Raw genomic sequence first — 23,896 nt, 5'->3', positions numbered from 1 at the left:
GTTTACCGCGCAAGACTGGAGATGATGATGGGCAGGCCGCGCGAGGCCCTGGCGGTCATGTCCGAGGTACTTGCGGCGCGGGCGCGCTTTCCCGAGGCGCAGCACCATCGCATCGCCCTCGCGGCGGGCGAAGGCTGGCGTTCGGCACAGATTCTGGCGGAAAAGCTCGTGTCGGACGGCGGATCGCTGCGCGAGCTGGCCACCGCATCCGGCTATGGGCGTGACGCCGCAGGTTGGACCAGACAGAGCGATGATCTGACCGGGCCGGACTGGTGGCGCGCGGCTGTCACCCTGCTGCACGGGGCACGCGCATCAACCCAGCCGGTCACCGAAGCGCAAATCCGGGCCGTGCTGGACCTGACACAGGGCGTGGCCGAGCGCGAGGCGGCGCGGCTGATGATGGAGGAACGCGCCGCAAAGCTGTGGCGCATGGACATCTCGGACATCCTGAACCGTTTGCTGGACACCGAACGCCTGCCCACAGCCTATGCCGATCACGCGGCAATCCTGCTTGCCGCCCGGTTCTTGCTGCATGATGAGACGCAAATGGCCGAGGCGCAGCGGCAACTTCGCAATCCTGATCTGCTATGTCCGGCGCGGCTTGCCACTCTGGTAGAATATCTTCGCCGGTTTTCCGAGGACTTGCCGGGTCTTCTGAATGATGCTCAGGCGGCGCTGCATCGGGCCGAGGGCGCGCGGGCCGAGCTGCAATTGCGGGTCGCGGCCCTCGCGCTTTCGATTGGCGAGACGGGCGCGGCCCGTGCGGCCCTCGCGCTGGGGGCGGTTCCGAAATCCTCGCTGCACCGCTATCTGAAAGTCGCGGCCTTCACCGGCGACCTGGCTTCACCGCGTCTTGAAGCGCTGGCCGCAGCCGCGCCGGATGATCTGGGGTTTGCGCAGCGGGTGGCAGACCCGGCCCTGACGGTCGCTGTGGTCGGCAATGGCGTCCTGGCCGCGGATTTGCCGCCGGGCGCGATCGATTCCCATGACATCGTGATCCGCATCAACGACTTTCTGCTGGGGGATGCCTGGGGCGAGCGGGTGGATTACCACGTCACAGTGATGCAGGGGCAGGTTGGTTTCGGCCAGCAGCACCTGTCGCGCGTGCGGTTCGGAACGCTGTTGCGCAATGGCGATCTGGCCTATCGAAGCCGGGATTGGGGGCCGACCTTGCAGATGCTGGAGCTGGGGCATCCGGTCGGCATCCTGCCATCGGCCCAAGAGCGCGCCTTGTCCCGGGAGATCGGCACCGAGCCCAGCACAGGGCTGGCGATTCTGACGGCGATCCTGGCTCTGCGCGGGACGATGCGTGGCCTGTCCGTTTTCGGCATGCCGATGCTGATGGGCGCGGACGATGATCGGCGCGCGCAGGGCGACATTTGCCATCAGCGCCATTTCTGGCAGCGCGAGGCCGGTCACCTGCGGAAGATGATGGGATAATCTGGCCTTGCGGCCCGTCCGCCTCGGGGGCCGCGCCGCTGGTGCCGTCCCTACCTTCGCGCCTCGACCCGGGCCATGCCGATCACGGCCAGAAGGCCCACGGCCATGACCAGCAGCGCCGCCGGGGCAGCCTCGCCGAGTTTTTCGAGGCTGGCGAGTTCCTGGGTGCGGGTGGCGAGGGTGTTGAAGTTGAAGGGGCGCAGCAGCAGGGTGGCGGGCAGTTCTTTCACGCAATCGACAAAGACCACCAGCAGCGCCATGCCGACCGAGCCGCGCATGAGCGGCAGGTAGATCTCGCGCAGCACGGCGCCGGAAGGGCGGCCCAAGGCGCGGGCGGCCAGCGGCAGATTGGGCGAGATGCGGCCAAAGGCGGCATCCACCGCGCCCTGGGCAATGCCGAAAAACCGCAGGCAGAAGGCCAGCACGATGGCGGCAGAGGTGCCGGTGAGCAGCAGGCCGGGGTCGTGGCCGGTCAGCGCCAGCACGGCATCGGCCAGATGATGATCGAGCGCGGCCAGCGGCACCAGAAGGCCCAGCGCCAGCACGGCCCCCGGCGCGGCATAGCCCAGCGCGGTGGCGGGCAGCACCCAGCGCGGCAGGCCCCGCCCCGCCATGCGCAGCCCATAGACAAAGACCACCGCCGCCGAGACGGTCAGCACTGCCGCCGCGCCGCCCACGGTGAGCGTGGCCCAGAGCGCGCGCAGAAGGCCGGGCTCGATCCAGGCCTCGGGCTTTCGGAGCGCATGCGACAGCATGACCGAGACCGGCAGCACAAATCCCATGGCAAAGGGCGTGGCACAGGCGGCAAAGGCCAGCGCCGCCCGCCAGCCGCGCAGGCGCTGCGCCACCACCGGGCGCATCTGCCGGGCCGAGCCGTGAAAGCGCGCGCGGCGCCGACCAAAACGCTCGACCGCCAGCAACAGCACGATCATCGCCAGCGACACGCCCGCAATCTGCGCCGCGCCCCCGGCATTGCCGGCGGTGAGCCAGGTGGTGAAAATGCCGGTCGTCAGGGTCTGCACGCCGAAATGGGTGACAGTGCCATAATCGGCCACCGTCTCCATCAGCGCCAGCGCGACGCCCGCCGCGATGGAGGGCCGCGCCAACGGCAGGCCCACCCGCCAGAACACGCCCCAAGGCCCGGCCCCCAAGGCGCGGGCGACCTCGTAAGAGCCGCCCGATTGTTCGCGAAAGGCCTGGCGCGCCAGCAGATAGACGTAAGGATAAAGCGCCGCCGACAGCACGGCAATGGCCGCCCCCTGCGAGCGCACCTTGGGAAACCAGTAATCCGCCGGGCTTTGCCAGCCGGTCAGCCCCCGCAGGGCCACCTGCAAAGCCCCGGAATAATCGAAGAAATCCACCAGCGCATAGGCGCCGACATAGGCAGGCACCGCCAGCGGGAACAACAGCGCCCAGGCCAGCCAGCCGGAGCCCGGAAAGCGATAGAGCGTCACCAGCCAGGCCGCCCCGGTGCCCATGGCCGCCGTGATCAGCCCCACGCCCAGCATCATGCCCAGCGTGGCCGCCATATAGCGCGGCATCACGGTGGACAGCAGATGCGGCCAGATATTCTCGGTCGGGTGAAAGGCGATCCAGACAACCGAGACGATGGGCGCCAGCACCAGAAGCGCGATCAGCCCGGAGATCAGGCTCCAGCCATCCAGCTGTGGCAGGCGCCGTCTTTGTGTCTGAGTGTTTTGCTGGGTCATGGCGCCGCCTGCCTAGCGCAAGGCGCCGCCCAAGTCCATCATTCGAGGATGGTCACCACATTCACATTGCCTTTGATGGCATTGGAATAGGGACAGATGAAATGGCCGCGCTCGGCGATGCGGCGGGCGCTGTCGGCATCCATGCCGGGCAGGCGCACCCGCAGCGTGGCGGAAATGCCAAAGCCGCCCTCGGCGCGCGGGCCGATGCCCACCTCGGCGGTGACGCTTGCATCGGCGGGCACGGTGCCCAGCTTCTCGGCCCCGGCGACAAAGCGCATGGCCCCCAGATAGCAGGCGGCATAGCCCAGGGCGAAAAGCTGTTCGGGATTGCTGCCATTGCCGTCGCCGCCCATCTCGGTGGGCACATCCATCGACAGATACAACCCGCCATCCAGAAGCTCGGCCCGGCCCTTGCGCCCGCCGCCCTGTGCCTTGGCGATCGTCTGATACATCACTTTGAGCTTGCCTCCGTTGTTCAATCAGAGTGATTTAATAATTCACTCCCCTACGCCCTTGCGCGAGTCGAGTCAATCTCTTGCGATTTAATCGCGCGCGACCTAAACGAGGATCATGACACAGCCTGTGCCCCTCAAGCAGATGCTCTGCTTCGCGCTTTACTCGGCCAATCATGCCATGCAGGCCGCCTATAAGCCGCTGCTGGACGAGATGGGCCTGACCTATCCGCAGTTTCTGGTGCTGACCCAGCTGTGGGAGGTGCCGGAAATGCCGATGTCCCGGCTGGCCACCGCGCTGCAACTGGAAAGCAATACGCTGACGCCGATGCTGAAACGGATGGAGGCCGCCGGGCTGGTGACGCGGCGGCGCGATGCGCAGGATGAGCGGCAGGTGATTCTGGGCCTGACCGCGAAGGCCGAGGGGCTGCGGCAGGCGGCGGTGCAGGTGACGACCTGCCTGACCGAGGAGATCGGCGCCCCCCAGCCCGAGCTGATGGCGCTGCTGGAAGATGTGGTCGCGCTGCGCAGCCGCCTGCGCGCGCTTCAGCGCTAGGGTGATCGCAGGCGGCCGGGATCAGATTTGATCGGCGGATCAGACCTGACGACCGCGCGCGATGCGCAGAAACTCCACCATGCGGCGGTTGCGCACCGGCACTGGCACGGGCTGACGCCAGATCGCCTGCCAGATCTGCCCTTCGCTGCGGGCAAGGTGCAAAAACGCCTTCAGGCGGGCACCGGTGGAGGGTTTGCGCCTGTCGGCCAGATGTCGGGTCATGAGAGCCTCCTCCTGTATCGCATGGCCTCAGGATAGGGCCGAATCGCCCCTACCCCAAGCGCGCCGCGTCACGATAGGCGGGCGATGGCCCATTGTGCGGCCTCGGCCACGGTGGGATCGGGGTCACGGCACAGGGGTTCGGCACTGGCGCGCAGGGCTGGCAGGCCGGAATTGCCGATGGCGTAAAGCACGTTGCGCAGAAAGCGGTCACGCCCGATGCGCTTGATCGGGCTGCCGGCAAAGCGGGTGCGGAAGGCGGCATCATCCAGCGCGGCCAGTTCGGCCAGCTCGGGCGCGCCAAGGCGCGGCTGATAGCCGATGTCGCGGGCGGCCTGGGCAAACTTGTTCCAGGGGCAGGCGGCCAGGCAATCATCGCAACCGTAGATGCGATTGCCCATCAGCGCGCGCAGATCGGGCGCGACCGGCCCCTTATGCTCAATGGTCAGATAGGAAATGCAGCGCCGCGCATCCAGCTGATAGGGCGCCGGAAAGGCCCCGGTCGGGCAGGCATCGAGGCAGGCGCGGCACGAGCCGCAATGGCTCGCCTCCGGCGCATCCTTCGGCAGGTCCAGCGTGGTGAAGATGGACCCCAGAAAGAACCAGTTGCCCAGATCGCGGGCCAGAAGATTGGTGTGCTTGCCCTGCCAGCCCAGACCCGCCGCCTGGGCGAGGGGCTTCTCCATCACCGGGGCGGTATCGACAAACACCTTGATCCCGGCCCCTTCGGGGGCCTGATCCAGCAGCCAGCGCCCCAGCCGCTTCAACCGCCGCTTGACCAGATCGTGATAATCCTTGCCCTGCGCATAGCTGCTGACGATGCCCCGGTCGGGCTGGGCCAGACCCGCCAGCGGATCGCTCTCGGGGGTGTAAACCTCGGCCAGCATGATGACCGAGCGCGCCTCGGGCCAGAGCGCGGCGGCCGAGCCGCGCCAGCCTTCCCGCTCGGCCATCCAGCCCATCTGCCCGTGATACCCGGCCTCCAGAAAGGCCCTGAGCCGCGCCGCCGTTTCGGGCGTGGCATCGGGCGCACAAATGCCCATCTTGGAGAACCCCTCCTCCAAGGCCCGCGCCGCCAGCCGCTGTTTCAGCGCCTCATTCATCTTGGCTCAAATATCCCGGGGTCCGGGGCAGAGCCCCGGGGTTTCCATCAGAAATCCAGATCGACGTAATGGCGCGGCGGCGGGAAGCCCGGCACATAATCCGCCAGCAGGCTGCGGAAGCTGGGGCGGGATTTCAGCTTCACATACCAGTCTTTCACCACGGCGTGCCGGTCCCAGTCGACATCCGAGATATAGTCGAGGCAGGACAGATGCGAGGCGGCGGCGAAATCGGCCAGCGTCATGCTGTCGCCGGCCAGCCAGCGGCGCTGATCCAGCAGCCAGGCCATGTAATCAAGGTGATATTTGATGCGGGTGGCGCCGAATTTCACCGCCTTGCTATCGGGATAGCCGGTGCCCTGCACCTTGCGGTTCACCCGTTCATACAGCAGTTTCGAAGTCACCTCGCCGTGGAACTTGTCATCGAACCAGTTGCACAGGCGGCGCACCTCATAGCGCGCATCGACATCGCGGGGCATCAGCGAGGGCGCCGGATAGGCCTCTTCCAGCCATTCGCAGATCGCCTGGCTTTCGCTCATCAACCGGCCTTCAACCCGCAGCACCGGCACTTTGCCCGCCGGGTTGCGGCGCAGGAATTCGGGTTGCTGTTCCCAATAGCGTTCCTCGACCAGCTCCACCTCGATGCGTTTTTCGGCCAGCGTCAGCCGCACCTTGCGGCAAAAGGGCGAAAGCGGCACGTGATAAAGTCGGATCATGGGAGGATCAGCCTGTCAGAGAACCTTTTCCTGATAGCCCTGCCGGGGCGTGGGATCAATGGGGCGATCCATCGGGCGGCGGATCAGTCCTCGAAACAGGCGGCGCGGCCATCGGCGGCGATGGTTTCGGCGCCCGACAGGATCTGCCCGGTGCGGCGGCGCACCAGCGGGCCGGGTTTGGCGGGGTTGCGGGTTTTCGGGTCGGGCAACACGGCGGCGAGGCGGGCGGCCTGGGTGGGGGTCAGCTCGGCGGCGGAGACCCCGAACCAGTGCTGCGCGGCGGCCTCGACCCCGAAGATGCCTTCGCCGAATTCGGCGGTGTTGAGGTAAACATGCAGGATGCGGCGCTTGGTCCAGACCAGTTCGACCGGCGCGGTGAGGACGGCTTCGGCGGCTTTGCGCGCCCAGTTGCGGCCATGCCAGAGGAAGACATTCTTCACCACCTGCTGCGTGAGGGTGGAGGCGCCGCGCCCCCTGCCCTCGTCCAGCGCGGCGCGGATCGCCTTCATGTCAAAGCCCCAATGCAGGCAGAAATTGGCGTCCTCGGCCGCCACGACAGAGCGCGCCATGGCGGGGGCGATGGCGTCCCAGCCGACCCAATCCTTCTGGATGCCGCCGAGGCGGATGGCCTCTTGCGTCTGGTAGATGTTGATGGGCGGCGGCAGGATGGCAAACAGCAGGATCAGCGCCGCGTAAAAGGCCGTGATGCCCAGCCCGATGCGTTTGGCCCAGAACAGCGCACGCGCTTTCCGCGAGGGCGGCGCGATCAGCTCGGGTTCTGGCTCGGGCGCCGGTTTCTTGCGGGTGGATTTGGCCATGCCGGACAGAAACCACGAAGGCAAAGCCGGGGTCAAGCGGTTGGAGGCGGTGGGATTGGGCGGATCAGGAAACGCATCGCGTTTCCCCGCCTATGTGGGAACGGCTTGGGAAGGCCGCCACAGCCCGCGACCGAGAGGCCAGCGCCCGCCCGGTGGGTGCGATAGCACCCGCCCCCCGCAGGGCGGGCGCTGGCCGTTGGCTTCGGGCCAACGGCCCGATGTGGAACCGGTGCCGCGTGACCTCGGCGATGGCCTCGGTCAATGCCTGATGTGATGGAAAAACCTGCCTTGGGGGATGGGTGGGGTGCTGGCGCGAAGCTGGCTGCCGACCTGTCTACCTGAGGAGGAATGCTTTGGGTGGGGCGCGGGGCTTGCACTTGGGCTGGCTGCGCGTCCTGCCGATGGGTTCTGTTTAGCGCGACCGCGGCGCCCTGTCAAACGCTTTGCAGAAATTGTTCTGTCTTTTCAATTAGTTGACTGTATTTGTCGGGCATTGCGGCCCAAGGCTTTTCGTCAAGCTCCCCCAAAGCAAACGGGCGGAGGATGCCCCCCGCCCGCTTGCCGTTGATTTTGTTGCGATTATTCCGCAGGCACCGCCGCGCGCTCATCCGAGAGCGGGTGCGGCAGATGCACCAGCATCTCTTTCGGGCAGACTTGCAGGAAGTTCGCCCGCTCGGCCTCCCAGTTCGACAGGATGCGGCGCGCCTTCTGGCTGCCGGTTTCCGCCGCGTGACGCTCCACCAGCCCGCGCAATTGCGCCTCCCAATGCGGATGGCTGACGGCGCAGGTGACAAGGCTTTCCAGGTTCATGAACTCCTCGGCCATGCCATCGGGGTCATAAAGGTATGCCATGCCGCCGGTCATGCCCGCGCCGAAATTGGCGCCGATCTTGCCCAGAATCACCGCCACACCGCCGGTCATGTATTCACACCCGTTGGAGCCGCAGCCCTCGATCACCACCGAGGCGCCGGAGTTGCGCACGCCGAAGCGCTCGCCCGCCTTGCCCGCCGCGAACAGATAGCCGTCGGTCGCGCCATACAGCACGGTATTGCCGATGATGGTGTTCTCGGCCGCGACCAGCGGCGAGGACATTTGCGGACGCACCACGATGGTGCCGCCCGACAGGCCCTTGCCGACGTAATCATTCGCGTCGCCCTGCACCTCGATCTTGAGGCCGTTCACCGCGAAAGCCCCCAGGCTCTGCCCGGCATTGCCGGTCAGCTTCACCGTCAGGTGATCGGGTTGCAGGCTGTTACGCATGCCGAACTTCTTGACGATGTGGCTGGACGAGCGCGTGCCGATGGTGCGCAGCGTGTTGCGCACGGCATAGGAGAGCTGCATCTTTTCGCCATCCTCAAAGAAGCGCGCGCCGTCCTTGACGATTTCCGCATCCAGCGTATCCGGCACCGCATTGCGCGGCTTGGAGCGATCATAGGTGATGCGGTTCGAGCCATCCACCGTGATCAGCAGCGGGTTCAGGTCGAGGTCGTCAAGATGCGCGGAGCCGCGGCTGACCTGCGAAAGCAGATCAGGGCGCCCGATGATCTCGTCCATCGAGCGGGCACCGATCGAGGCGAGGATCTCGCGCACTTCCTGGGCGTAGAAGGTGATCAGGTTCACCACCTTGTCCGCCGTGCCGGTGAATTTGGCGCGCAGATCGGGGTTCTGGGTGCAGACGCCCACCGGGCAGGTGTTCGACTGGCACTGACGCACCATGATGCAGCCCATGGCGATCAGGGCCGCCGTGCCGATGCCGTATTCCTCGGCACCCAGCATGGCGGCGATCACCACATCGCGGCCCGTGCGCAAACCGCCATCGGTGCGCAGCGTCACCCGCTCGCGCAGGTTGTTCATGGTGAGAACCTGATTGGCCTCGGTCAGACCCATCTCCCACGGCAGGCCGGCATATTTGATCGAGGTGCCAGGCGAGGCCCCCGTGCCGCCATTATGGCCGGAAATCAGGATCACATCGGCCTTGGCCTTGGCCACGCCGGCGGCAATGGTGCCGACGCCGGAGGCCGAGACCAGCTTCACCGTCACCTTGCAGCGCGGGTTGATCTGCTTCAGGTCATAGATCAGCTGCGCCAGATCCTCGATCGAGTAGATGTCGTGATGCGGCGGCGGCGAGATCAGCGTCACGCCCTTGGTGGAGTGGCGCAGACGGGCGATCAGGTCGGTGACCTTCATGCCGGGAAGCTGCCCCCCCTCGCCGGGCTTGGCACCTTGAGCGACCTTGATCTCCAGCTCCTCGCAGGCGTTCAGGTATTCGGCGGTGACGCCGAAACGACCGGAGGCCACCTGCTTGATCTTGGCGCAGGGGTTATCGCCATTCGGGAAGGGATGCTGATGCTCTGGCGCCTCGCCGCCCTCGCCGCTGTCGGATTTGGCCCCGATGCGGTTCATGGCGATGTTGAGCGTCATATGCGCTTCCGGCCCCAAGGCCCCCAGCGACATGCCCGGCGTGACAAAGCGTTTGCGGATCGAGGTGATGCTTTCCACTTCCTCGATCGGGATCGGCTTGCCGACCGCCTTGATGTCCAGCAGATCGCGAATATGGATCGGCGGGTTGGCTTTCATCGCCGCCGAATATTGCTTCCAGATGTCATAGCTGGCGCGGTCACAGGCCGCTTGCAGCATATGCATGGTCTGGGCTTCCCAAGCGTGTTTCTCGCCCGAGCGCCGCGCCTTGTAGAAGCCGCCGATGGGCAGCACGTCGCTGCCACCCTGCCAGCCGCGGGCGTGAACCTCGGTGGATTTCATCTGGATGCCGTGCAGACCGATGCCGGAAATGCGCGAATGCATGCCGGGGAAATATTCTGCCACCATGGCGCGCGACAGGCCCACGGCCTCGAAGTTGAGGCCGCCGCGATAGGAGGAGATCACCGAAATGCCCATCTTGGCCATGATCTTGAGCAGACCCGCGTCGATGGCATCGCGGTAGCGGCGCATCGCATCGGTCAGGCTGCCTTCCAGCAAGCCGCGCTCGATACGATCCGCGATGCTGTCTTGTGCCAGATAGGGGTTCACCGTGGTCGCGCCGCAGCCGATGAGGACAGCGAAGTAATGGGGGTCGATACATTCCGCCGCGCGCACATTCAGCGAGGTGAAGGTGCGCAACCCCTTGCGGGTCAGCCAGCTATGCACGGCAGAGGTGGCAAGGATCATCGGCATGGCGACCGAGGCCTCGCCCTGCTGCTCGTCGGTCAGCACCAGATGGGCAGCCCCTGAGCGCACGGCGTCTTCGGCCTCGGCACGGATACGCTCCAGCCCGAGGCGCAGCGCCTCTTGGTCCGACCCGGCGGGGAAGGTGCAGTCGATCACCGCCACCTGCGCGCCAAACTGGCGCAGCATCACGCCATATTCGGAATTGGCGATGAAGGGGCTTTCCAGCACGAGGATCTCGGTCTGGGCCGAGCTTTCATCCAGCACGTTCTTGAGGTTGCCGAAGCGCGTTTTCAGCGACATGACCCGGCTTTCACGAAGCGAGTCAATCGGCGGGTTGGTGACCTGGCTGAAGTTCTGGCGGAAGAAATGCGACAGCGGGCGGTATTGCTTGGACAGCACCGCAACCGGGGTGTCATCGCCCATCGAGGCGATCATTTCCTTGCCGTCTTCGGCCATCGGGGCCAGAACCTGCTCCAGCTCCTCCACTGTGTAACCGGCGGCAATCTGGCGCTTGCGCAGATCGGCCCCGGAGAAGGTGGTGGCTTCCGGCACGTCTTTCAGCAGGCTGTTCAGATCGACGACTTTCTCGATCCACTCGCCATAGGGCTGGCTGGCGGCGAGGCGGTCTTTCATCTCGGCGTCGTGGTAAAGTTTGCCCTCTTTGGTGTCGACGGCGATCATCTGCCCCGGCCCAAGCGCGCCCTTTTCGCGGATGGTGGTTTCATCCACCGGCACCATGCCCGCCTCGGAGCCTGCGATCAGCAGGCCGTCGCCGGTGACGACATAGCGCATCGGGCGCAACCCGTTGCGGTCCAGACCGCCGCAAACCCAGCGGCCATCGGTCATGGCCAGCGCGGCGGGGCCGTCCCACGGCTCCATCACGGCGTTGCAATAGGCATACATATCCGCCCATGCCTTCGGCATGTCGGTGGTGGTTTTCGACCAGGCCTCGGGCACCAGCATGGTTTTCGCCATGGGCGCCGAGCGGCCCGAGCGCACCAGAACCTCGAACACCGCATCCAGCGCGCCCGAGTCCGACGTGGCGGGCGGGATGATCGGCTTGATGTCCTCGGCCATGTCGCCGAAGGCGCTGGAGGCCATGCGGATCTCATGGCTGCGCATCCAGTTCACGTTGCCTTTCAACGTGTTGATCTCGCCGTTATGGGCCAGCATGCGGAAGGGCTGGGCCAGCCACCATTGCGGGAAGGTGTTGGTGGAATAGCGCTGGTGATAGATGGCGAAGGTGGATTCAAACCGCTCGTCTTGCAGATCGGGGTAGAAGACGCTGACCTGCTCGGCCAGCATCATGCCTTTGTAGATGATCGAACGGCAGGAGAGCGAACATAGGTAGCAGCCCGCGATCCCGGCGGCGGTCACCGCCTTTTCGATGCGGCGGCGGATGATATACAGCTCGCGCTCAAACTGTTCCTGATCCACGTCTTTTTCGCAGCGGATGAGGATTTGCTCGATCTCGGGGCGGGTTGCATTGGCCTTTTCGCCCAGCACCGAGGTGTCGCAGGGCACATGGCGCCAGCCATAGATATAATGGCCCATGCGCAGCACTTCGGTTTCCACGATCGTGCGGCAACGCTCCTGCGCGGCGAAATCGGTGCGCGGCAGGAAGACCTGGCCCACGGCGATCAGCTTGCTGGCATCGGGTTCATGCCCGGTGCGGCGCACCACATCATAGAAGAACTTGACCGGGATCTGCACATGGATGCCCGCGCCATCGCCGGTCTTGCCGTCGGCATCCACCGCGCCGCGGTGCCAGATGGCGCGCAGCGCATCCAGCCCGGCCTCCACCACCTTGCGCGAGGGCTTGCCGCTGATCGAGGCCACCAGACCGACGCCGCAGGACGAATGCTCGTCATCCTCTTTATAGAGGCCATGCTGGTGCATCCAGGCGCGCTTGGTTTCCTCGGCCTTCACCCAGGCTTCATCATAGATCGTCATGGCTCACTCCTCTGGGTTGGCTTGCAGCGAGGCCTCGAATTCGGCCCCGGTCAGTCGTGAATGGGTGCCCGCGAGGGCATAGCCATCCGGCTTGCAGTCGATGTAAATCTCGCGGGTCAGTGGCAGGCCGTTGGGATCATCCAGGGCGCCCACCGACAGGTAGTAATCGGCCGTGGCGGCATCGGGCTGGGTCAGCCGATACCAGAGGCCCGCGCCACAGCGGGCGCAGAAGGATCGCGCCGCCCAGTCGGACGAGGCATAGGTGGTCACATGTTCGGCGCCCGTGACCTGCATGGCGGCGAAGGGCACCACCACGCTGAGCGACAGGGCACCGCTGCTGCGGCGGCACATGCTGCAATGGCAGGCATGCATATGGGCGGGCAATTGCGCCGCGACAAAGCGCACCGCGCCGCAAAGGCAGCCGCCCGCGCGCCCGGCAGAGATCGGCTCAGCGCTCATGCTTCACCTGCTGGATCAAGGGGTTGACGGGCGCCTGCGACATCAGCGCGCCGCAATCGAAGATCGGCTGCGTGGCGCCAAAGCCCGGCTCGCCCGGCAGGATGAACTGGCGCGGGCTGCCATCCATCGGCAGCCAGGCCTGGCCATCCCAATGCTCGGACGGACCGGCAAAGAAGTTGCGCCATTCGGGATGGACATATTCATGGCCACGCGCCTGCCCGATCACATTCCCCTCCGGGTCGGTCTCGGTATAGCTGTATTCGGTCTGTTTCAGCGGCACGCCATCAATGGTGATGGTCTTGCCGGTCAGCGCGTCAAAGCCGGTCACATGGCTGCGCGTGCCGTCATCGCGGCTGAGCCAGAAATCGAAATCATCGCGGCCCGAGGCCAGCAAGCCGCTGAAATCCGCCGGATCGGCGGGGTTCGCGTCCAGCGTCTGACGGGTTTTGGGATCGAAGCTGAAGCTTTCGACCCATTCCGTTGCGTGATTGATCCGCGACAGGAAGAACACCCCCTCCTGATCGTAATCGGCACGCCACTGGTCGCCCGGCTGATCGGCGGTGCAGGTATAGTGGTTCGACACCCGGCAGCCGCGCGCCTGGACGGTGAGCGTGGCGGTGCAGCCCTCGGGCGCCTTGAACCCCGCCGCGTGCAGCGGGGTGGCGAGGGTCAGCGCGGCCAGAATGAGCAGCGGTTTCATGCGAGATCCTCCGGGTCTGGGGTGCCGGGCGCCGTCAGGGCGACGGCCTGCATGCGCTCGGCCAGCAATTGCCGCAGGCGGCGGCTGCGCCCGGCAAAGGCCAGCTGCACCACCTCGTCCAGAATGCCCGCCTCATGCAGTTTCACCACCGAATCATGCCGCACCTTGGGCAGCAGGAAACAGGCGGCATTGGGCGCCGGGCGCATCAGGCGGCGCTGCGGCGCCTCGCGGTAATGCTTGCCGAACAGGATGTAATGCTGCGTCGAGGGCGCCATGTGATCGGCGGCCTGCGAGATGCGAAGCCCCGGAAAATGCTGGCGAAACATCATCCAGCGGTTTTCGTCCGGGGCCACAGAGGGATCGAGCGAATATTGCGGCGAGATGGCCAGCGCCACATCGACGCGGGTGAAGCCGCCCAGCACCAGCGCGGAAAACCCGCCCAGCGAATGCCCCATCGCCACCACCTGCGTCGCGCCCAGCTGCGCGGCCTCGGTTTCCACCAGACCGGCGATTTCCTCGATGAGGCCGGGCTGGTTCAGCCAGCTGCGCGCCGGATCGGCGATATACAGCACATGGTCGCGGCCATTGGCGCTGGCGGTGCGGCCGAATTCCAGCCGGGGCGGCTGGCTGCGGTCGCGACCCACGCCGGAAAAGCTGACCACAAGGCGGCGGCTGCGGCCGCGATGGCGCCACAGCCTGAGCCGCGCATCATCGCGCAGCGTGTCGATGTGCAGCGCGGGCTTTTGGCCCGCGGCGCGCATCGGCTGTGTCTGCTCGGCTTCGCCCATGGCTCAGGGTTCCGGTTTCAGGTCAGGGATGCTGCCGCAAAGCGCGGCAGCGATTATTCAGCGGCGACGCTGGCCGGCTGCGCCAGATAGTCCATGATCGCATCGGCGGCCTCGCGCCCGTCACGGATCGCCCAGACCACAAGGCTGGCGCCGCGCACGATGTCGCCCGCAGCAAAGACGCCCGGCAGGCTGGTCGCATGGGTGCGGAAATCGGCCTTGATGGTGCCCCAGCGGGTCACGGCGAGTTCCGGCACGCCCCAAAGCGTCGGCAGCTCCTCGGGCTCGAAGCCAAGGGCGGTGATCACCAGATCGGCGGGTTCGACATAATCGGCGCCCTCGATGATTTCCGGGGTCTGGCGGCCCGTCGCATCCGGCGCGCCAAGGCGCATGCGCTGCACCATCACGCCTTCGACGGCACCATTGCCGGTGAAGGCCTTGGGCGCGGTGAGCCAGACGAATTCCACGCCCTCTTCCTCGGCGTTCTGGGTCTCGCGCTGGCTGCCCGGCATATTCGCCTTGTCGCGGCGATAGAGGCATTTCACCGAGGTGGCGCCCTGACGGATGGCGGTGCGCACGCAATCCATCGCGGTATCGCCGCCGCCAATGACCACGACGCGCTTGCCCGCAGCGTTCAGATCGCCATTGTCATAGGCCTCGACCTCATCGCCAAAGGATTTGCGGTTGGACACGGTGAGGTAATCCAGCGCCTGCACGATGCCCTTTTGGCCCACGCCCGGACCGCCCACATCGCGCATCTTGTAGACGCCGGTGGCGATCAACACGGCATCATGCTGGCCGCGAATGGCATCAAAGCTCAGATCCTCGCCCACCTTGCAATTCATCACGAAGTTGACGCCCGAGGCCTCCAGCTGTTCGACGCGCTGCATGACCACGGGCTTTTCCAGCTTGAAGCCCGGAATGCCATAGGTCAGCAAGCCGCCCGCGCGGTCGTAACGATCATAGACCGTGACCTGAAAGCCCTTGCGGCGCAGCATGTCGGCGGCGGCAAGGCCCCCGGGGCCCGCGCCGATGATGGCCACGCTTTCGCTGCGCTCCACCGCCGGCTTCACCGGCTTGACCCAGCCATTTTCCCAAGCGGTGTCGGTGATGTATTTCTCGACCGAGCCGATGGTCACGGTGCCGTGGCCCGATTGCTCGATCACGCAATTGCCTTCGCAGAGGCGATCCTGCGGGCAGATGCGACCGCAGATTTCCGGGAAGGTGTTGGTGGCCTGGCTGATCTCATAGGCCTCTTGCAAGCGGCCCTCGGCGGTCATGCGCAGCCAGTCGGGGATATTGTTGTGCAGCGGGCAATGCGACTGGCAATAGGGCACGCCGCATTGGCTGCACCGGCTGGCCTGTTCGGCGGCCTTTTGCGCCGCGAAATCGCGGTAGATTTCATGAAAGTCTTGCGAGCGCAGGGTGGCAGGCCGCTTCTCGGGCATTTCCCGGTTCACGGTCACAAATTGCAGCATCCGTTCCTTGGCCATGAAGGCGCCTCCCTGCGGGTCTCGGTGGGTGGCCTTTGGATAGCGCGGATGAAATCCGAATAAAAGTCAGCAAGGCTGACCTAATTTGCGGTTTTATGGCTTGGTGGTGCAATTTTTCGGCGAGCCGCGTCAAAAATAGGTCAGCACGCGTTCCGATTACCCCTAAAACCCCAGGGAAAGCGCCAGCAGAGCCACCGCCCCCACCACGATTCGCCACCAGCCGAACAGGGCGTAGCCATGGCGCGAGACATAGGCGAGCAATCCGCGCACCACGAAAACGGCCGCAATCAGCGCCATGACAAAGCCCACGCCGATCTCGGCCATGGCGCCGCTGTCCAGCACATCACGGTTTTTCCAAAGGTCATAGGCAAAGGCGCCCGCCATGGTGGGCATCGACAGGAAGAAGGAGAATTCCGCCGCGCCGCGCCGCGAAACGCCCAATAAAAGGGCGCCGACAATGGTGGAGCCCGAGCGCGAGACGCCCGGAATCATCGCAAGGCACTGGATGAAGCCGATCTTCAGCGCGGTGCCCAGCGGCACATCCATCGCATCCTCATAGCGCGGCTGCGCCGCCATGCGATCAACGAACAGCAGCACAATGCCGCCCAGGATCAGGTTCACCGCAATCAGGCGCGGGCTTTCAAACAGCACGGTCTTGATGAAATCATGCGCCAGCACGCCGATGATGACCGCCGGAAAGAAGGCCAGCGCCACCGCCACGATGAAGCGCAGCGCTTTCGGGTCGCGATGGGCGGTGGAGAACACCGCCCAGAGTTTCGCCGCATAGACCCCCAGCACCGCCAGCACGGCGCCCAGCTGGATCACCACCTCGAAGGTCTTTCCCGCGCTTTCAAAGCCCAGAAAATGCCCGGCCAGCAGGATATGGCCGGTGGAGGAGACCGGGATGAACTCGGTCAGCCCCTCCAGCAAACCCAGAACGGCGGCAGTCAGCAGCGATTGATCGGCCACGGGTCAGACCTTGCGGAGGTTCTTGGCAGAGGCCTTGATGGCGTCATATTGCCCGGAGGGGCGATAGGGCCACAGGTAATCGGGCAGCACGGCGGCGATGGCCGAGGGGGTGATGCCCAGATCGGCAAAGCCCTTGGCCCCCGGCGCCACCACATTGTCGCGATAGAGGTTCTTCAGCTGGTCGCCGGTCAGAACCTTGTTCTGCACCAGACCCAGCGTGACGGCCTGCACCATGTCGCAGCCAAAGGCCAGGACCGAACCGGCGATGCGCGGCAGCGGCAGCACCAGACGGCGGCGATGGATGGTTTTCAGCATGACCTGCATGAGATCCGCAAAGCTGAGCGCATCCGGCCCGCCCAGCTCGTAGATGCCCGGCGCGGCCTGCCCCAGCACGCCCTTCACGGCGGCAGAGGCCACATCCTCGACATGCACGGGCTGGAACCTGGTGCTCGCGCCAAACACCGGCAGCACCGGCGAGATGCGGGCCATGGCGGCGAAGCGGTTGAAGAACTGGTCCTCGTTGCCGAAGATCACCGAAGGCCGCAGGATCACCGCCGAAGGATAGGCGGCCAGCACGGCCTCCTCGCCCAGACCCTTCGATTCGGCATAGCGCGAGTCGCTGTCCTTGTTGGCGCCGATGGCCGAGACATGCACCAGATGCGGCACGCCCGCCGCTGCGGCCAGCCGGGCGATGCGGCCCGCGCCCTCATGCTGCACGGCGTCGAACTTGTTCTTGCCCACGGCATTCAGGATGCCCACGCAATTCACCACCGCATCGGCGCCTGCCATGGCGGCGGCCACGCTGGCCTCATCGCGGATATTGCACAGAACGGGCTCCACCTGCCCCACCACGCCGTAGGGCCGCACGAAGATCGCCTCGTTCGGGCGACGGGTCGCGACGCGCACGCGCCAGCCCTCTTTCGCCATGCGCCGGGCGATATACCGCCCAACGAAACCCGAACCGCCATAGATCGTGACCAGCTTGCTCATCTGCGAGCCCTTCCCGGTAGGTAATGGTGCAAAATTCCCTGTCTCCATAGCTATAGCGCGATTTCCAAACAAGCCGCAAACGCCAGCACAGATTTTTCGCCGCAGCCTGTTGACACCCCCGCGCCGCGACCGTAGATACCGCCCCACGACATCGCCCAGATGGCGGAATTGGTAGACGCGCTGGTTTCAGGTACCAGTGCCGCAAGGCGTGGAGGTTCGAGTCCTCTTCTGGGCACCAATCCTAAACGCCCGGCCCTTACAGGCCGGGCTTTTGGTTTTTGGGCCGGGCTTTCGGGTTTCGGGCCAGGCTTTTGGTTTTGCCCCCGCCCGGACCGCCGCGCAAAAGTTTTTCGCAACAGCCTGTTGACACCCCCGCGCCGCCCCCGTAGATACCGCCCCACGACATCGCCCAGATGGCGGAATTGGTAGACGCGCTGGTTTCAGGTACCAGTGTTGCAAGACGTGGAGGTTCGAGTCCTCTTCTGGGCACCAATCCAAAGGCCCGGCCCTCACAGGCCGGGCTTTTTGGTATTCTGGCGCCTGTTCCGTCGCCACATGGCCTCTCCCGGCGCAATTGTTTCGCGTTCAGGCCATAATTGAACCACAAATCCCCGAAACATTGCCGCACTGAAAACAGAGTGCTATTTCAGCGCGGACAAAGAATGCAAGGAGTGCGGCTTATGCCGAAGGATTACATCGTCAAGGACATCGCGCTGGCAGAGTTCGGCCGCAAGGAGCTGGACATCGCGGAAACCGAAATGCCGGGCCTGATGGCCTGCCGCGAGGAGTTCGGCGCCAGCCAGCCGCTGAAAGGGGCCCGCATCGTGGGCAGCCTGCACATGACGATCCAGACCGCCGTGCTGATCGAAACGCTGACCGCGCTTGGCGCCGATGTGCGTTGGGCCAGCTGCAACATCTTCTCGACGCAGGACCATGCGGCGGCGGCGATTGCCGCGGCGGGCGTGCCGGTTTTTGCGGTGAAGGGCCAGACCCTGACCGAGCATTGGGATTACCTCGACCGCTCGTTCATGTTTGCGGAAGGCGCGAACATGATCCTCGACGATGGCGGCGATGCCACGCTTTACGTGCTGCTGGGCGCGCGGATGGAAGCGGGCGAGGATGTCCTCGCCGTGCCGCAATCCGAGGAAGAAGAAGTCATCAAGCTGCAAATCCAGAAGCGGATGGCGCAAAGCCCCGGCTGGTTCGCCAAGACCAAGGCCGCCATCAAGGGCGTGTCGGAAGAAACCACCACCGGCGTGCATCGTCTTTATGACCTGCACAAGAAGGGCCAGCTGCCCTTCCCGGCGATCAACGTGAACGATTCCGTCACCAAATCGAAATTCGACAACAAATATGGCTGCAAGGAATCGCTGGTCGATGGCATCCGCCGCGCCACCGACACCATGATGGCCGGCAAGGTGGCCGTGGTGTGCGGCTATGGCGATGTGGGCAAGGGCTCGGCCGCCTCCTTGCGCGGCGCGGGCGCCCGCGTGAAAGTGACCGAAGTGGACCCGATCTGCGCGCTGCAAGCCGCGATGGACGGGTTCGAGGTCGTGGTGCTGGAAGATGTGGTGGCGGATGCCGACATCTTCATCACCACCACCGGCAACCGCGACGTGATCCGCATCGAGCATATGCGCGAGATGAAGAACATGGCCATCGTCGGCAATATCGGCCATTTCGACAACGAGATTCAGGTGGCCTCGCTGCGCAACCACAAATGGACCAATATCAAGGACCAGGTGGACCTGATCGAGATGCCCTCGGGCAACAAGATCATCCTGCTGTCGGAAGGCCGCCTGCTGAACCTGGGCAATGCCACGGGCCATCCGTCCTTCGTGATGTCGGCCTCTTTCACCAATCAGGTTCTGGCGCAGATCGAGCTGTGGACCAAGGGCGATGAGTATCAGCCCGGCGTCTATATCCTGCCGAAAGCGCTGGATGAGAAAGTGGCGCGTCTGCATCTGAAGAAGATCGGCGTGAAACTGACCGAGCTGCGCGCCGATCAGGCCGATTACATCGGTGTGGCCGTGGAAGGCCCGTTCAAGCCGGAACATTACCGTTATTGAGCCGAAACCGGGGAGGGCCAGATCGGCCCTTCCCCACCCCCGTGACGGCCAGTTGGCCGATACCAGTTCCAACGCGCCAGAGAGCGCCTTACCCGAGGGCAGAGACATGACGAGCGAAGTTCAGGAAGAAAGCAAGCGCGACAAGGTGCGCGGGAAACTGCTGCGCAGCCTGCCCAAGGGCGCCCGCGTGGCCGAGGTCGGCGTTTGGGAAGGCGCGTTTTCCAAGCGGATTCTGGAGATTTGCGAGCCGGTCGAGCTGCATCTGATCGACCCCTGGCTGTATCAGCCCGAATTCGCGAATACGGGTTTTGGCCGCAAGAAGAACGAAGACCTGATGGAAGTGAAATATCAGGACGTGGTGAACAGCTTCAAGGATGACCCGCGCGTGAAAGTGCATCGCGCCATGTCGGATGTGGCGCTGGCGGCGCTGCCCGATGCCTCGCTGGATTGGGTCTATCTGGATGGCAACCACAATGCCCCCTTCATCGACAATGACATCGCGCAATCGCTGAAGAAGGTGAAGCATGATGGCATCATCGCGGGCGACGATTTCAACTGGATGTCGGATGCGCAGGGCGCTCCGGTGAAACGCGCGGTCGAGGCGATGGTGGAGGCGCTGGCGGGCCAGGCCACGCTGACGCTGATGGCGAACCAATGGGTCGTCAAGCTGAACCGCCCGGCGCCGTAAGCCTGCACTGCCTCCCTCCCTCCCGGTGCGGCCTGATGTCGCCCGGTCTCGACGGGGGGGGAAACCGCCGTGAAGTTTCCCTTTGTGATCCTGCCGCCCTGGCCTAGTGTTCGCGCCAAGGCGGCGGGCTTGGGGCGGCAAGGCTCCCTCGGCCCGAAAAGCCGCCGGGGGACAGAAACCGGACATTGAGTGACAAGGGAGTTCTTACATGAGCAAGCGTCAGGAACTGATCGAGAAATATGCGGGCGATCTGCGCGACAAGTGCAAGGTCACGCCGGATATGGCGTTGTTGACCAAGGTGACCATCGGCTGCGGCCCGGCCATCTATGATGCCGATGCCGAGACCATCGCCGCCAGCCAGCCGACCGAGCTGGAAACCGTGAAGCGCAATTTCCTCATCAAGAAGCTGGGCCTGAAGGACGGGCCGGAGCTGATGGAAGCGATCAACGCCGTGATCGAGATCTATGGCCGGTCCGAGCGCAACAAGCACCGCGCCGTGGTCTATTACCTGCTGGTCAAGCATTTCGGCAAGGAAGCGGTCTACGCCTGATCCGGGCCTGATCCGGGCCTGATCCGGGCCGGGCCGAAGCTGCGTCGCCCGCCTTGTGGCGGGCGTTTGCATTTGCAGGATTTGCCTTAAATCCTGCGGAGTTGGCGTTTTGCAGGCGCCCCGATTCGCGCTATACCTAAGTTAACGGCAGGATGCCGCGGACCTTTTATCGAACACGTGTGGTGCTAAGGGTAGCACGTGGGGTGGATGGGGGGTTCGTAGGGGTGCGGGCCCCCCGTTTCTATTCGGGAGCGCATCGCCCGGCCTGTTTTGCAAAACAGCATCAACCATACCCTGTCGCGCGCCACACCATGACCGAGGCCATTGCCGAGGTCACGCGCAGCGGCTGCCGCCTGATGCCGAGTGCCCCAAAGGCACTCGGCCAGCGCCCGTCCCGCCCGTGGCGGGCGCTTCGCCCCCGCCGGGCCGGGCGCTGGCCTCTGGCGCCCTGGCGGAACCGGTATTGCGGCAACCTTTCCACATCGGGCGGGGAAAAGCAGTGCTTTTCCCATTCCGCCCGCATGACACCAGATGGCCTTACGCCTCCACCCCGCCCAGACGGCAGACGATCGCCCATTCCTCGGGCGTCACCGGCTGCACCGACAGGCGGGTGTTGTTCACCAGCGCCATCTGCTCCAGCCCCGGCTCCACCTTGCAGGTCTCCAGCGTCACCGGGCGCAGCAGCGGCCGCACCGCCCGGATATGCACGCAATCCCAGCGCGGGTCGTCGGTGGTGCTGTCGGGCGCGCTGGTCGCGCAGACCTCCACGATCCCCACGCATTCCTTGCCGATATTGGAATGGTAGAAGAACCCCAGATCGCCGATCTGCATCGCCCGCATGTTGTTGCGCGCCTGATAATTGCGCACGCCATGCCATTCCTCGCCCGCATCGCCCTTGGCGACCTGCTGATCCCAGGACCAGGCATCGGGTTCGGATTTGAACAGCCAGTATTTCATCCGATCACCTTTTTCCATTCGGTGATCTGCACCGAGTCGAACAGCCCGGCCAGCGCATAGGGATCGCGCGCGGCCCAATCCTGCGCCTCTGCCAGCGTGCCCACCTCCAGCACCACCAGCGAGCCGCACATCTCGCCCGCCTCGTTCAGAAACGGCCCGGCCATCTCCACCACGCCGCTGGACTGGATATGGTCCAGATGGGCGGCGCGGGTGTCGAGCCGGATTTGCAGGCTGCCAGGTTTGTCTTTGCAGATAAGGGCGACGCGCATCGGTTACTCCTGTTTCAAAGGGCGGGAGAGCAGGGCCTGCATGGCCTCGGCCACGGCCAGACGGCCATCGACCAGCCCGGCCACCACGGTGGAAATCGGCATGTCCAGCCCGGCATCGCGCGCAAGGCCCGCCACGGCGCGGGCGGTCGCGGCGCCCTCCACCGTGGTCGTGGTGTCAAAGGGCTCACCGGCGCCGAGCGCCCGGCCATAGCGGAAATTGCGCGACTGATCGGAAGTGCAGGTGAGAACCAGATCGCCAAAGCCCGACAGGCCCGCCAGCGTCTCGGCCCGCGCGCCGCGCGACAGGGCAAAGCGCAACATCTCGGCATAGCCACGGGTCATCAGCGCCGCCCGGGCAGAATCGCCCAGACCCGCGCCGATCACCACCCCGGCGGCAATCGCCATCACATTCTTCAAGGCGCCGCCCAGCTCGGCCCCGATCACATCGGTGCTGCGATACAGCCGCAGCGTGGGGGTGGAAAGCCGGGCTTGCAGCGCCGCCCCGACCGCATCATCGGCGCAGGCCAGCGTCAGGGCGGTGGGCAAGCCGCGCGCGATGTCGGCGGCAAAGCTGGGGCCGGTGAGGACGGCGGGCGCAGGCCCCTCCAGCACCGCCAGAACCTCCACCGGACCAAGCCCGGTTTGCAGGTCCACCCCCTTGCAGCAGGCCACCAGCCGCCGCCCCGCCAGCCGCGCCCCCTGTTCGGCCACAAACCCCGCCAGCGCCTGCATCGGCAGCGCCAGCAGCACGGTCTCCGGCCCGTCGGTCTGCGCCAGATCATCGGTGACGGTCACGGCCTCGGGCAGCCGCAGCCCCGGCAATTGCCGGATGCTGCGCCCCTGCTGCGCGCGCCCCCACAGCACCACCGGCGCGTGGCGCGACAGCGTGCTGGCCAGCGCCGCGCCAAAGGCGCCCGATCCCAGAACGGCGATCATGCCTTGGCCCCCTTCTTGCCCGAGCCGAGCATCGGCGCCGCGCTTTGGTCCAGCGGCCAGCGCGGGCGGGCGGCCAGCGTCATGTCATCCTGCGCGCCCTGCCGGAACCGCTCGATCCCGGCCCAGGCGATCATCGCCGCATTGTCGGTGCAAAGCCGCAAGGGCGGCGCGAGAAAGCGCACCCCCATCCGGGCGCACAAAGCCTCCAGCCGGGCGCGGATCTCGGTATTGGCGGCCACGCCCCCCGCCACGGCCAGCACCGGCACCGGATGATCGCGCAGCGCGCGGGCGGTTTTCTCGGTCAGCACATCGGCGACGGCGCGTTGAAAGCTGGCGCAAAGATCGGCACGATCCTGCCGGTGCAGGCCGCCATGCGGCGCCATCAGCGCATCGCGGGCGCGCAGCACGGCGGTTTTGAGGCCGGAAAAGCTGAGGTCATAGCCCGGCCGATCCAGCAGCGGGCGCGGCAGGGCCACGGCCGTGGGGTTGCCCCTCGCGGCCTCGGCCTGCACCGAAGGGCCGCCCGGCTGCGGCAGGGCCAGAATTTTCGCCACCTTGTCAAAGGCTTCGCCCGGCGCATCGTCGATGGAGCCGCCCAGCCGGGTAAAGGCCTCTGGCCCGTCCACCCGCAGAAACTGGCAATGTCCGCCAGACACCAGCAGCATGAGATAGGGAAAGCCGATGCCATCGGTCAGGCGCGGGGTCAGCGCATGGCCCGCAAGGTGGTTCACCCCCACCAGCGGCAGGCCGGTCGCGGCGGCGAGGCCCTTGGCGCACATCACCCCCGACAGCACGCCGCCAATCAGCCCCGGCCCGGCGGTCACGGCAATGCCATCCAGATCGGCAAGGCGGAGGCCCGCCTCGGCCAGCGCGGCCTCCACACAGAGGTCCAGCCGCTCGGCA

The 23,896-nt window shown here is 65.5% G+C and carries 22 protein-coding genes and 2 tRNA genes; 7 read left to right on the top strand and 17 right to left on the bottom strand.

Annotation, left to right across the window (positions count from 1 at the left end):
* On the top strand, positions 1-1,440 hold a 1,440-nt coding region (locus tag JNN06_RS10045), incomplete at its 5' end, for a hypothetical protein (RefSeq protein ID WP_291239453.1).
* 50 nt (positions 1,441-1,490) lie between these two features.
* Here JNN06_RS10045 and JNN06_RS10040 read toward each other — a convergent pair.
* Complete coding sequence (locus JNN06_RS10040; protein ID WP_291239452.1) at positions 1,491-3,149, bottom strand: iron ABC transporter permease; 1,659 nt, start codon at positions 3,147-3,149, stop codon at positions 1,491-1,493.
* Positions 3,150-3,187: 38 nt separating this feature from the next.
* Complete coding sequence (locus JNN06_RS10035; RefSeq protein WP_291239451.1) at positions 3,188-3,601, bottom strand: organic hydroperoxide resistance protein; 414 nt, start codon at positions 3,599-3,601, stop codon at positions 3,188-3,190.
* Positions 3,602-3,719: 118 nt separating this feature from the next.
* Between JNN06_RS10035 and JNN06_RS10030 the strand changes: the two genes are divergently transcribed.
* Positions 3,720-4,157 (top strand): MarR family transcriptional regulator, encoded by a 438-nt coding sequence (locus tag JNN06_RS10030; protein WP_291239450.1) that lies wholly within the window; start codon positions 3,720-3,722, stop codon positions 4,155-4,157.
* Between the two features lie 39 nt (positions 4,158-4,196).
* Here JNN06_RS10030 and JNN06_RS10025 read toward each other — a convergent pair whose 3' ends face one another.
* The 11 genes from JNN06_RS10025 to JNN06_RS09975 form a co-directional block, all read right to left on the bottom strand.
* On the bottom strand, positions 4,197-4,379 hold the full coding sequence (locus tag JNN06_RS10025) for a hypothetical protein (protein WP_291239449.1): 183 nt from the start codon (positions 4,377-4,379) through the stop codon (positions 4,197-4,199).
* A 68-nt stretch (positions 4,380-4,447) separates the two neighbouring features.
* A complete protein-coding gene (queG, locus tag JNN06_RS10020) occupies positions 4,448-5,479 on the bottom strand; it encodes a tRNA epoxyqueuosine(34) reductase QueG (protein ID WP_291239448.1) in 1,032 nt (343 codons plus the stop codon).
* Positions 5,480-5,526: 47 nt separating this feature from the next.
* Positions 5,527-6,192, bottom strand: a complete 666-nt coding sequence (locus JNN06_RS10015) for a glutathione S-transferase family protein (RefSeq protein WP_291239447.1) — start codon at positions 6,190-6,192, stop codon at positions 5,527-5,529.
* An 83-nt stretch (positions 6,193-6,275) separates the two neighbouring features.
* On the bottom strand, positions 6,276-7,010 hold the full coding sequence (gene mtgA, locus JNN06_RS10010) for a monofunctional biosynthetic peptidoglycan transglycosylase (protein WP_291239446.1): 735 nt from the start codon (positions 7,008-7,010) through the stop codon (positions 6,276-6,278).
* Positions 7,011-7,589: 579 nt separating this feature from the next.
* Positions 7,590-12,128 (bottom strand): glutamate synthase large subunit, encoded by a 4,539-nt coding sequence (gene gltB, locus JNN06_RS10005; protein ID WP_291239445.1) that lies wholly within the window; start codon positions 12,126-12,128, stop codon positions 7,590-7,592.
* 3 nt (positions 12,129-12,131) lie between these two features.
* Positions 12,132-12,587 carry a GFA family protein gene (locus tag JNN06_RS10000; protein WP_291239444.1) on the bottom strand — a complete coding sequence of 152 codons (456 nt, stop codon included), beginning with the start codon at positions 12,585-12,587 and terminating at the stop codon, positions 12,132-12,134.
* Complete coding sequence (locus tag JNN06_RS09995) at positions 12,577-13,287, bottom strand: hypothetical protein (RefSeq protein WP_291239443.1); 711 nt, start codon at positions 13,285-13,287, stop codon at positions 12,577-12,579. The genes JNN06_RS10000 and JNN06_RS09995 overlap by 11 nt, the downstream gene beginning before the upstream one ends.
* Positions 13,284-14,048, bottom strand: coding sequence for a hypothetical protein (locus JNN06_RS09990; RefSeq protein WP_291239442.1), 765 nt, complete (start codon positions 14,046-14,048; stop codon positions 13,284-13,286). Before JNN06_RS09990 ends, JNN06_RS09995 begins: the two co-directional genes overlap by 4 nt.
* An 80-nt stretch (positions 14,049-14,128) precedes the next feature.
* On the bottom strand, positions 14,129-15,565 hold the full coding sequence (locus JNN06_RS09985; RefSeq protein WP_291239441.1) for an NAD(P)-dependent oxidoreductase: 1,437 nt from the start codon (positions 15,563-15,565) through the stop codon (positions 14,129-14,131).
* A 162-nt stretch (positions 15,566-15,727) separates the two neighbouring features.
* Entirely contained in the window at positions 15,728-16,534 is an 807-nt protein-coding gene (locus JNN06_RS09980) for an undecaprenyl-diphosphate phosphatase (RefSeq protein ID WP_291239440.1), read from the bottom strand.
* Positions 16,535-16,537: 3 nt separating this feature from the next.
* Positions 16,538-17,524, bottom strand: a complete 987-nt coding sequence (locus tag JNN06_RS09975) for a complex I NDUFA9 subunit family protein (RefSeq protein ID WP_291239439.1) — start codon at positions 17,522-17,524, stop codon at positions 16,538-16,540.
* Positions 17,525-17,677: 153 nt separating this feature from the next.
* Between JNN06_RS09975 and JNN06_RS09970 the strand changes: the two genes are divergently transcribed.
* The 5 genes from JNN06_RS09970 (at position 17,678) to JNN06_RS09950 (ending at position 20,831) form a co-directional block, all read left to right on the top strand.
* Positions 17,678-17,762, top strand: a tRNA-Leu gene (locus JNN06_RS09970).
* Positions 17,763-17,931: 169 nt separating this feature from the next.
* Positions 17,932-18,016 (top strand) — tRNA-Leu (locus JNN06_RS09965).
* Positions 18,017-18,204: 188 nt separating this feature from the next.
* Positions 18,205-19,593, top strand: coding sequence for an adenosylhomocysteinase (ahcY, locus tag JNN06_RS09960; RefSeq protein ID WP_291239438.1), 1,389 nt, complete (start codon positions 18,205-18,207; stop codon positions 19,591-19,593).
* 106 nt (positions 19,594-19,699) lie between these two features.
* Positions 19,700-20,281, top strand: coding sequence for a class I SAM-dependent methyltransferase (locus tag JNN06_RS09955; protein ID WP_291239437.1), 582 nt, complete (start codon positions 19,700-19,702; stop codon positions 20,279-20,281).
* 208 nt (positions 20,282-20,489) lie between these two features.
* Positions 20,490-20,831: a DUF2853 family protein gene (locus JNN06_RS09950; RefSeq protein WP_291239436.1), complete on the top strand. Its 342-nt coding sequence runs from the start codon at positions 20,490-20,492 to the stop codon at positions 20,829-20,831.
* A gap of 537 nt (positions 20,832-21,368) precedes the next feature.
* Here JNN06_RS09950 and JNN06_RS09945 read toward each other — a convergent pair.
* The 4 genes from JNN06_RS09945 to tsaD all read right to left on the bottom strand — a co-directional run.
* The gene (locus JNN06_RS09945; protein ID WP_291239454.1) at positions 21,369-21,788 is read right to left on the bottom strand and encodes an EVE domain-containing protein; all 420 of its coding nucleotides are present in this window, start codon (positions 21,786-21,788) and stop codon (positions 21,369-21,371) included.
* Positions 21,785-22,057 (bottom strand): YciI family protein, encoded by a 273-nt coding sequence (locus JNN06_RS09940; RefSeq protein ID WP_291239435.1) that lies wholly within the window; start codon positions 22,055-22,057, stop codon positions 21,785-21,787. Before JNN06_RS09940 ends, JNN06_RS09945 begins: the two co-directional genes overlap by 4 nt.
* 3 nt (positions 22,058-22,060) lie before the next feature.
* On the bottom strand, positions 22,061-22,993 hold the full coding sequence (locus JNN06_RS09935) for an NAD(P)H-dependent glycerol-3-phosphate dehydrogenase (RefSeq protein ID WP_291239434.1): 933 nt from the start codon (positions 22,991-22,993) through the stop codon (positions 22,061-22,063).
* Positions 22,990-23,896: tRNA (adenosine(37)-N6)-threonylcarbamoyltransferase complex transferase subunit TsaD (gene tsaD, locus JNN06_RS09930; protein ID WP_291239433.1), on the bottom strand; the 907-nt coding region annotated here is incomplete at its 5' end. The genes tsaD and JNN06_RS09935, both read right to left, overlap by 4 nt.

It is taken from the genome of Gemmobacter sp., from assembly GCF_016792925.1.
Lineage (GTDB): Bacteria > Pseudomonadota > Alphaproteobacteria > Rhodobacterales > Rhodobacteraceae > Gemmobacter.
The sequence above is the reverse complement of the archived record's forward strand: the minus strand, read 5'-3'. Positions and strand labels throughout refer to the sequence as shown.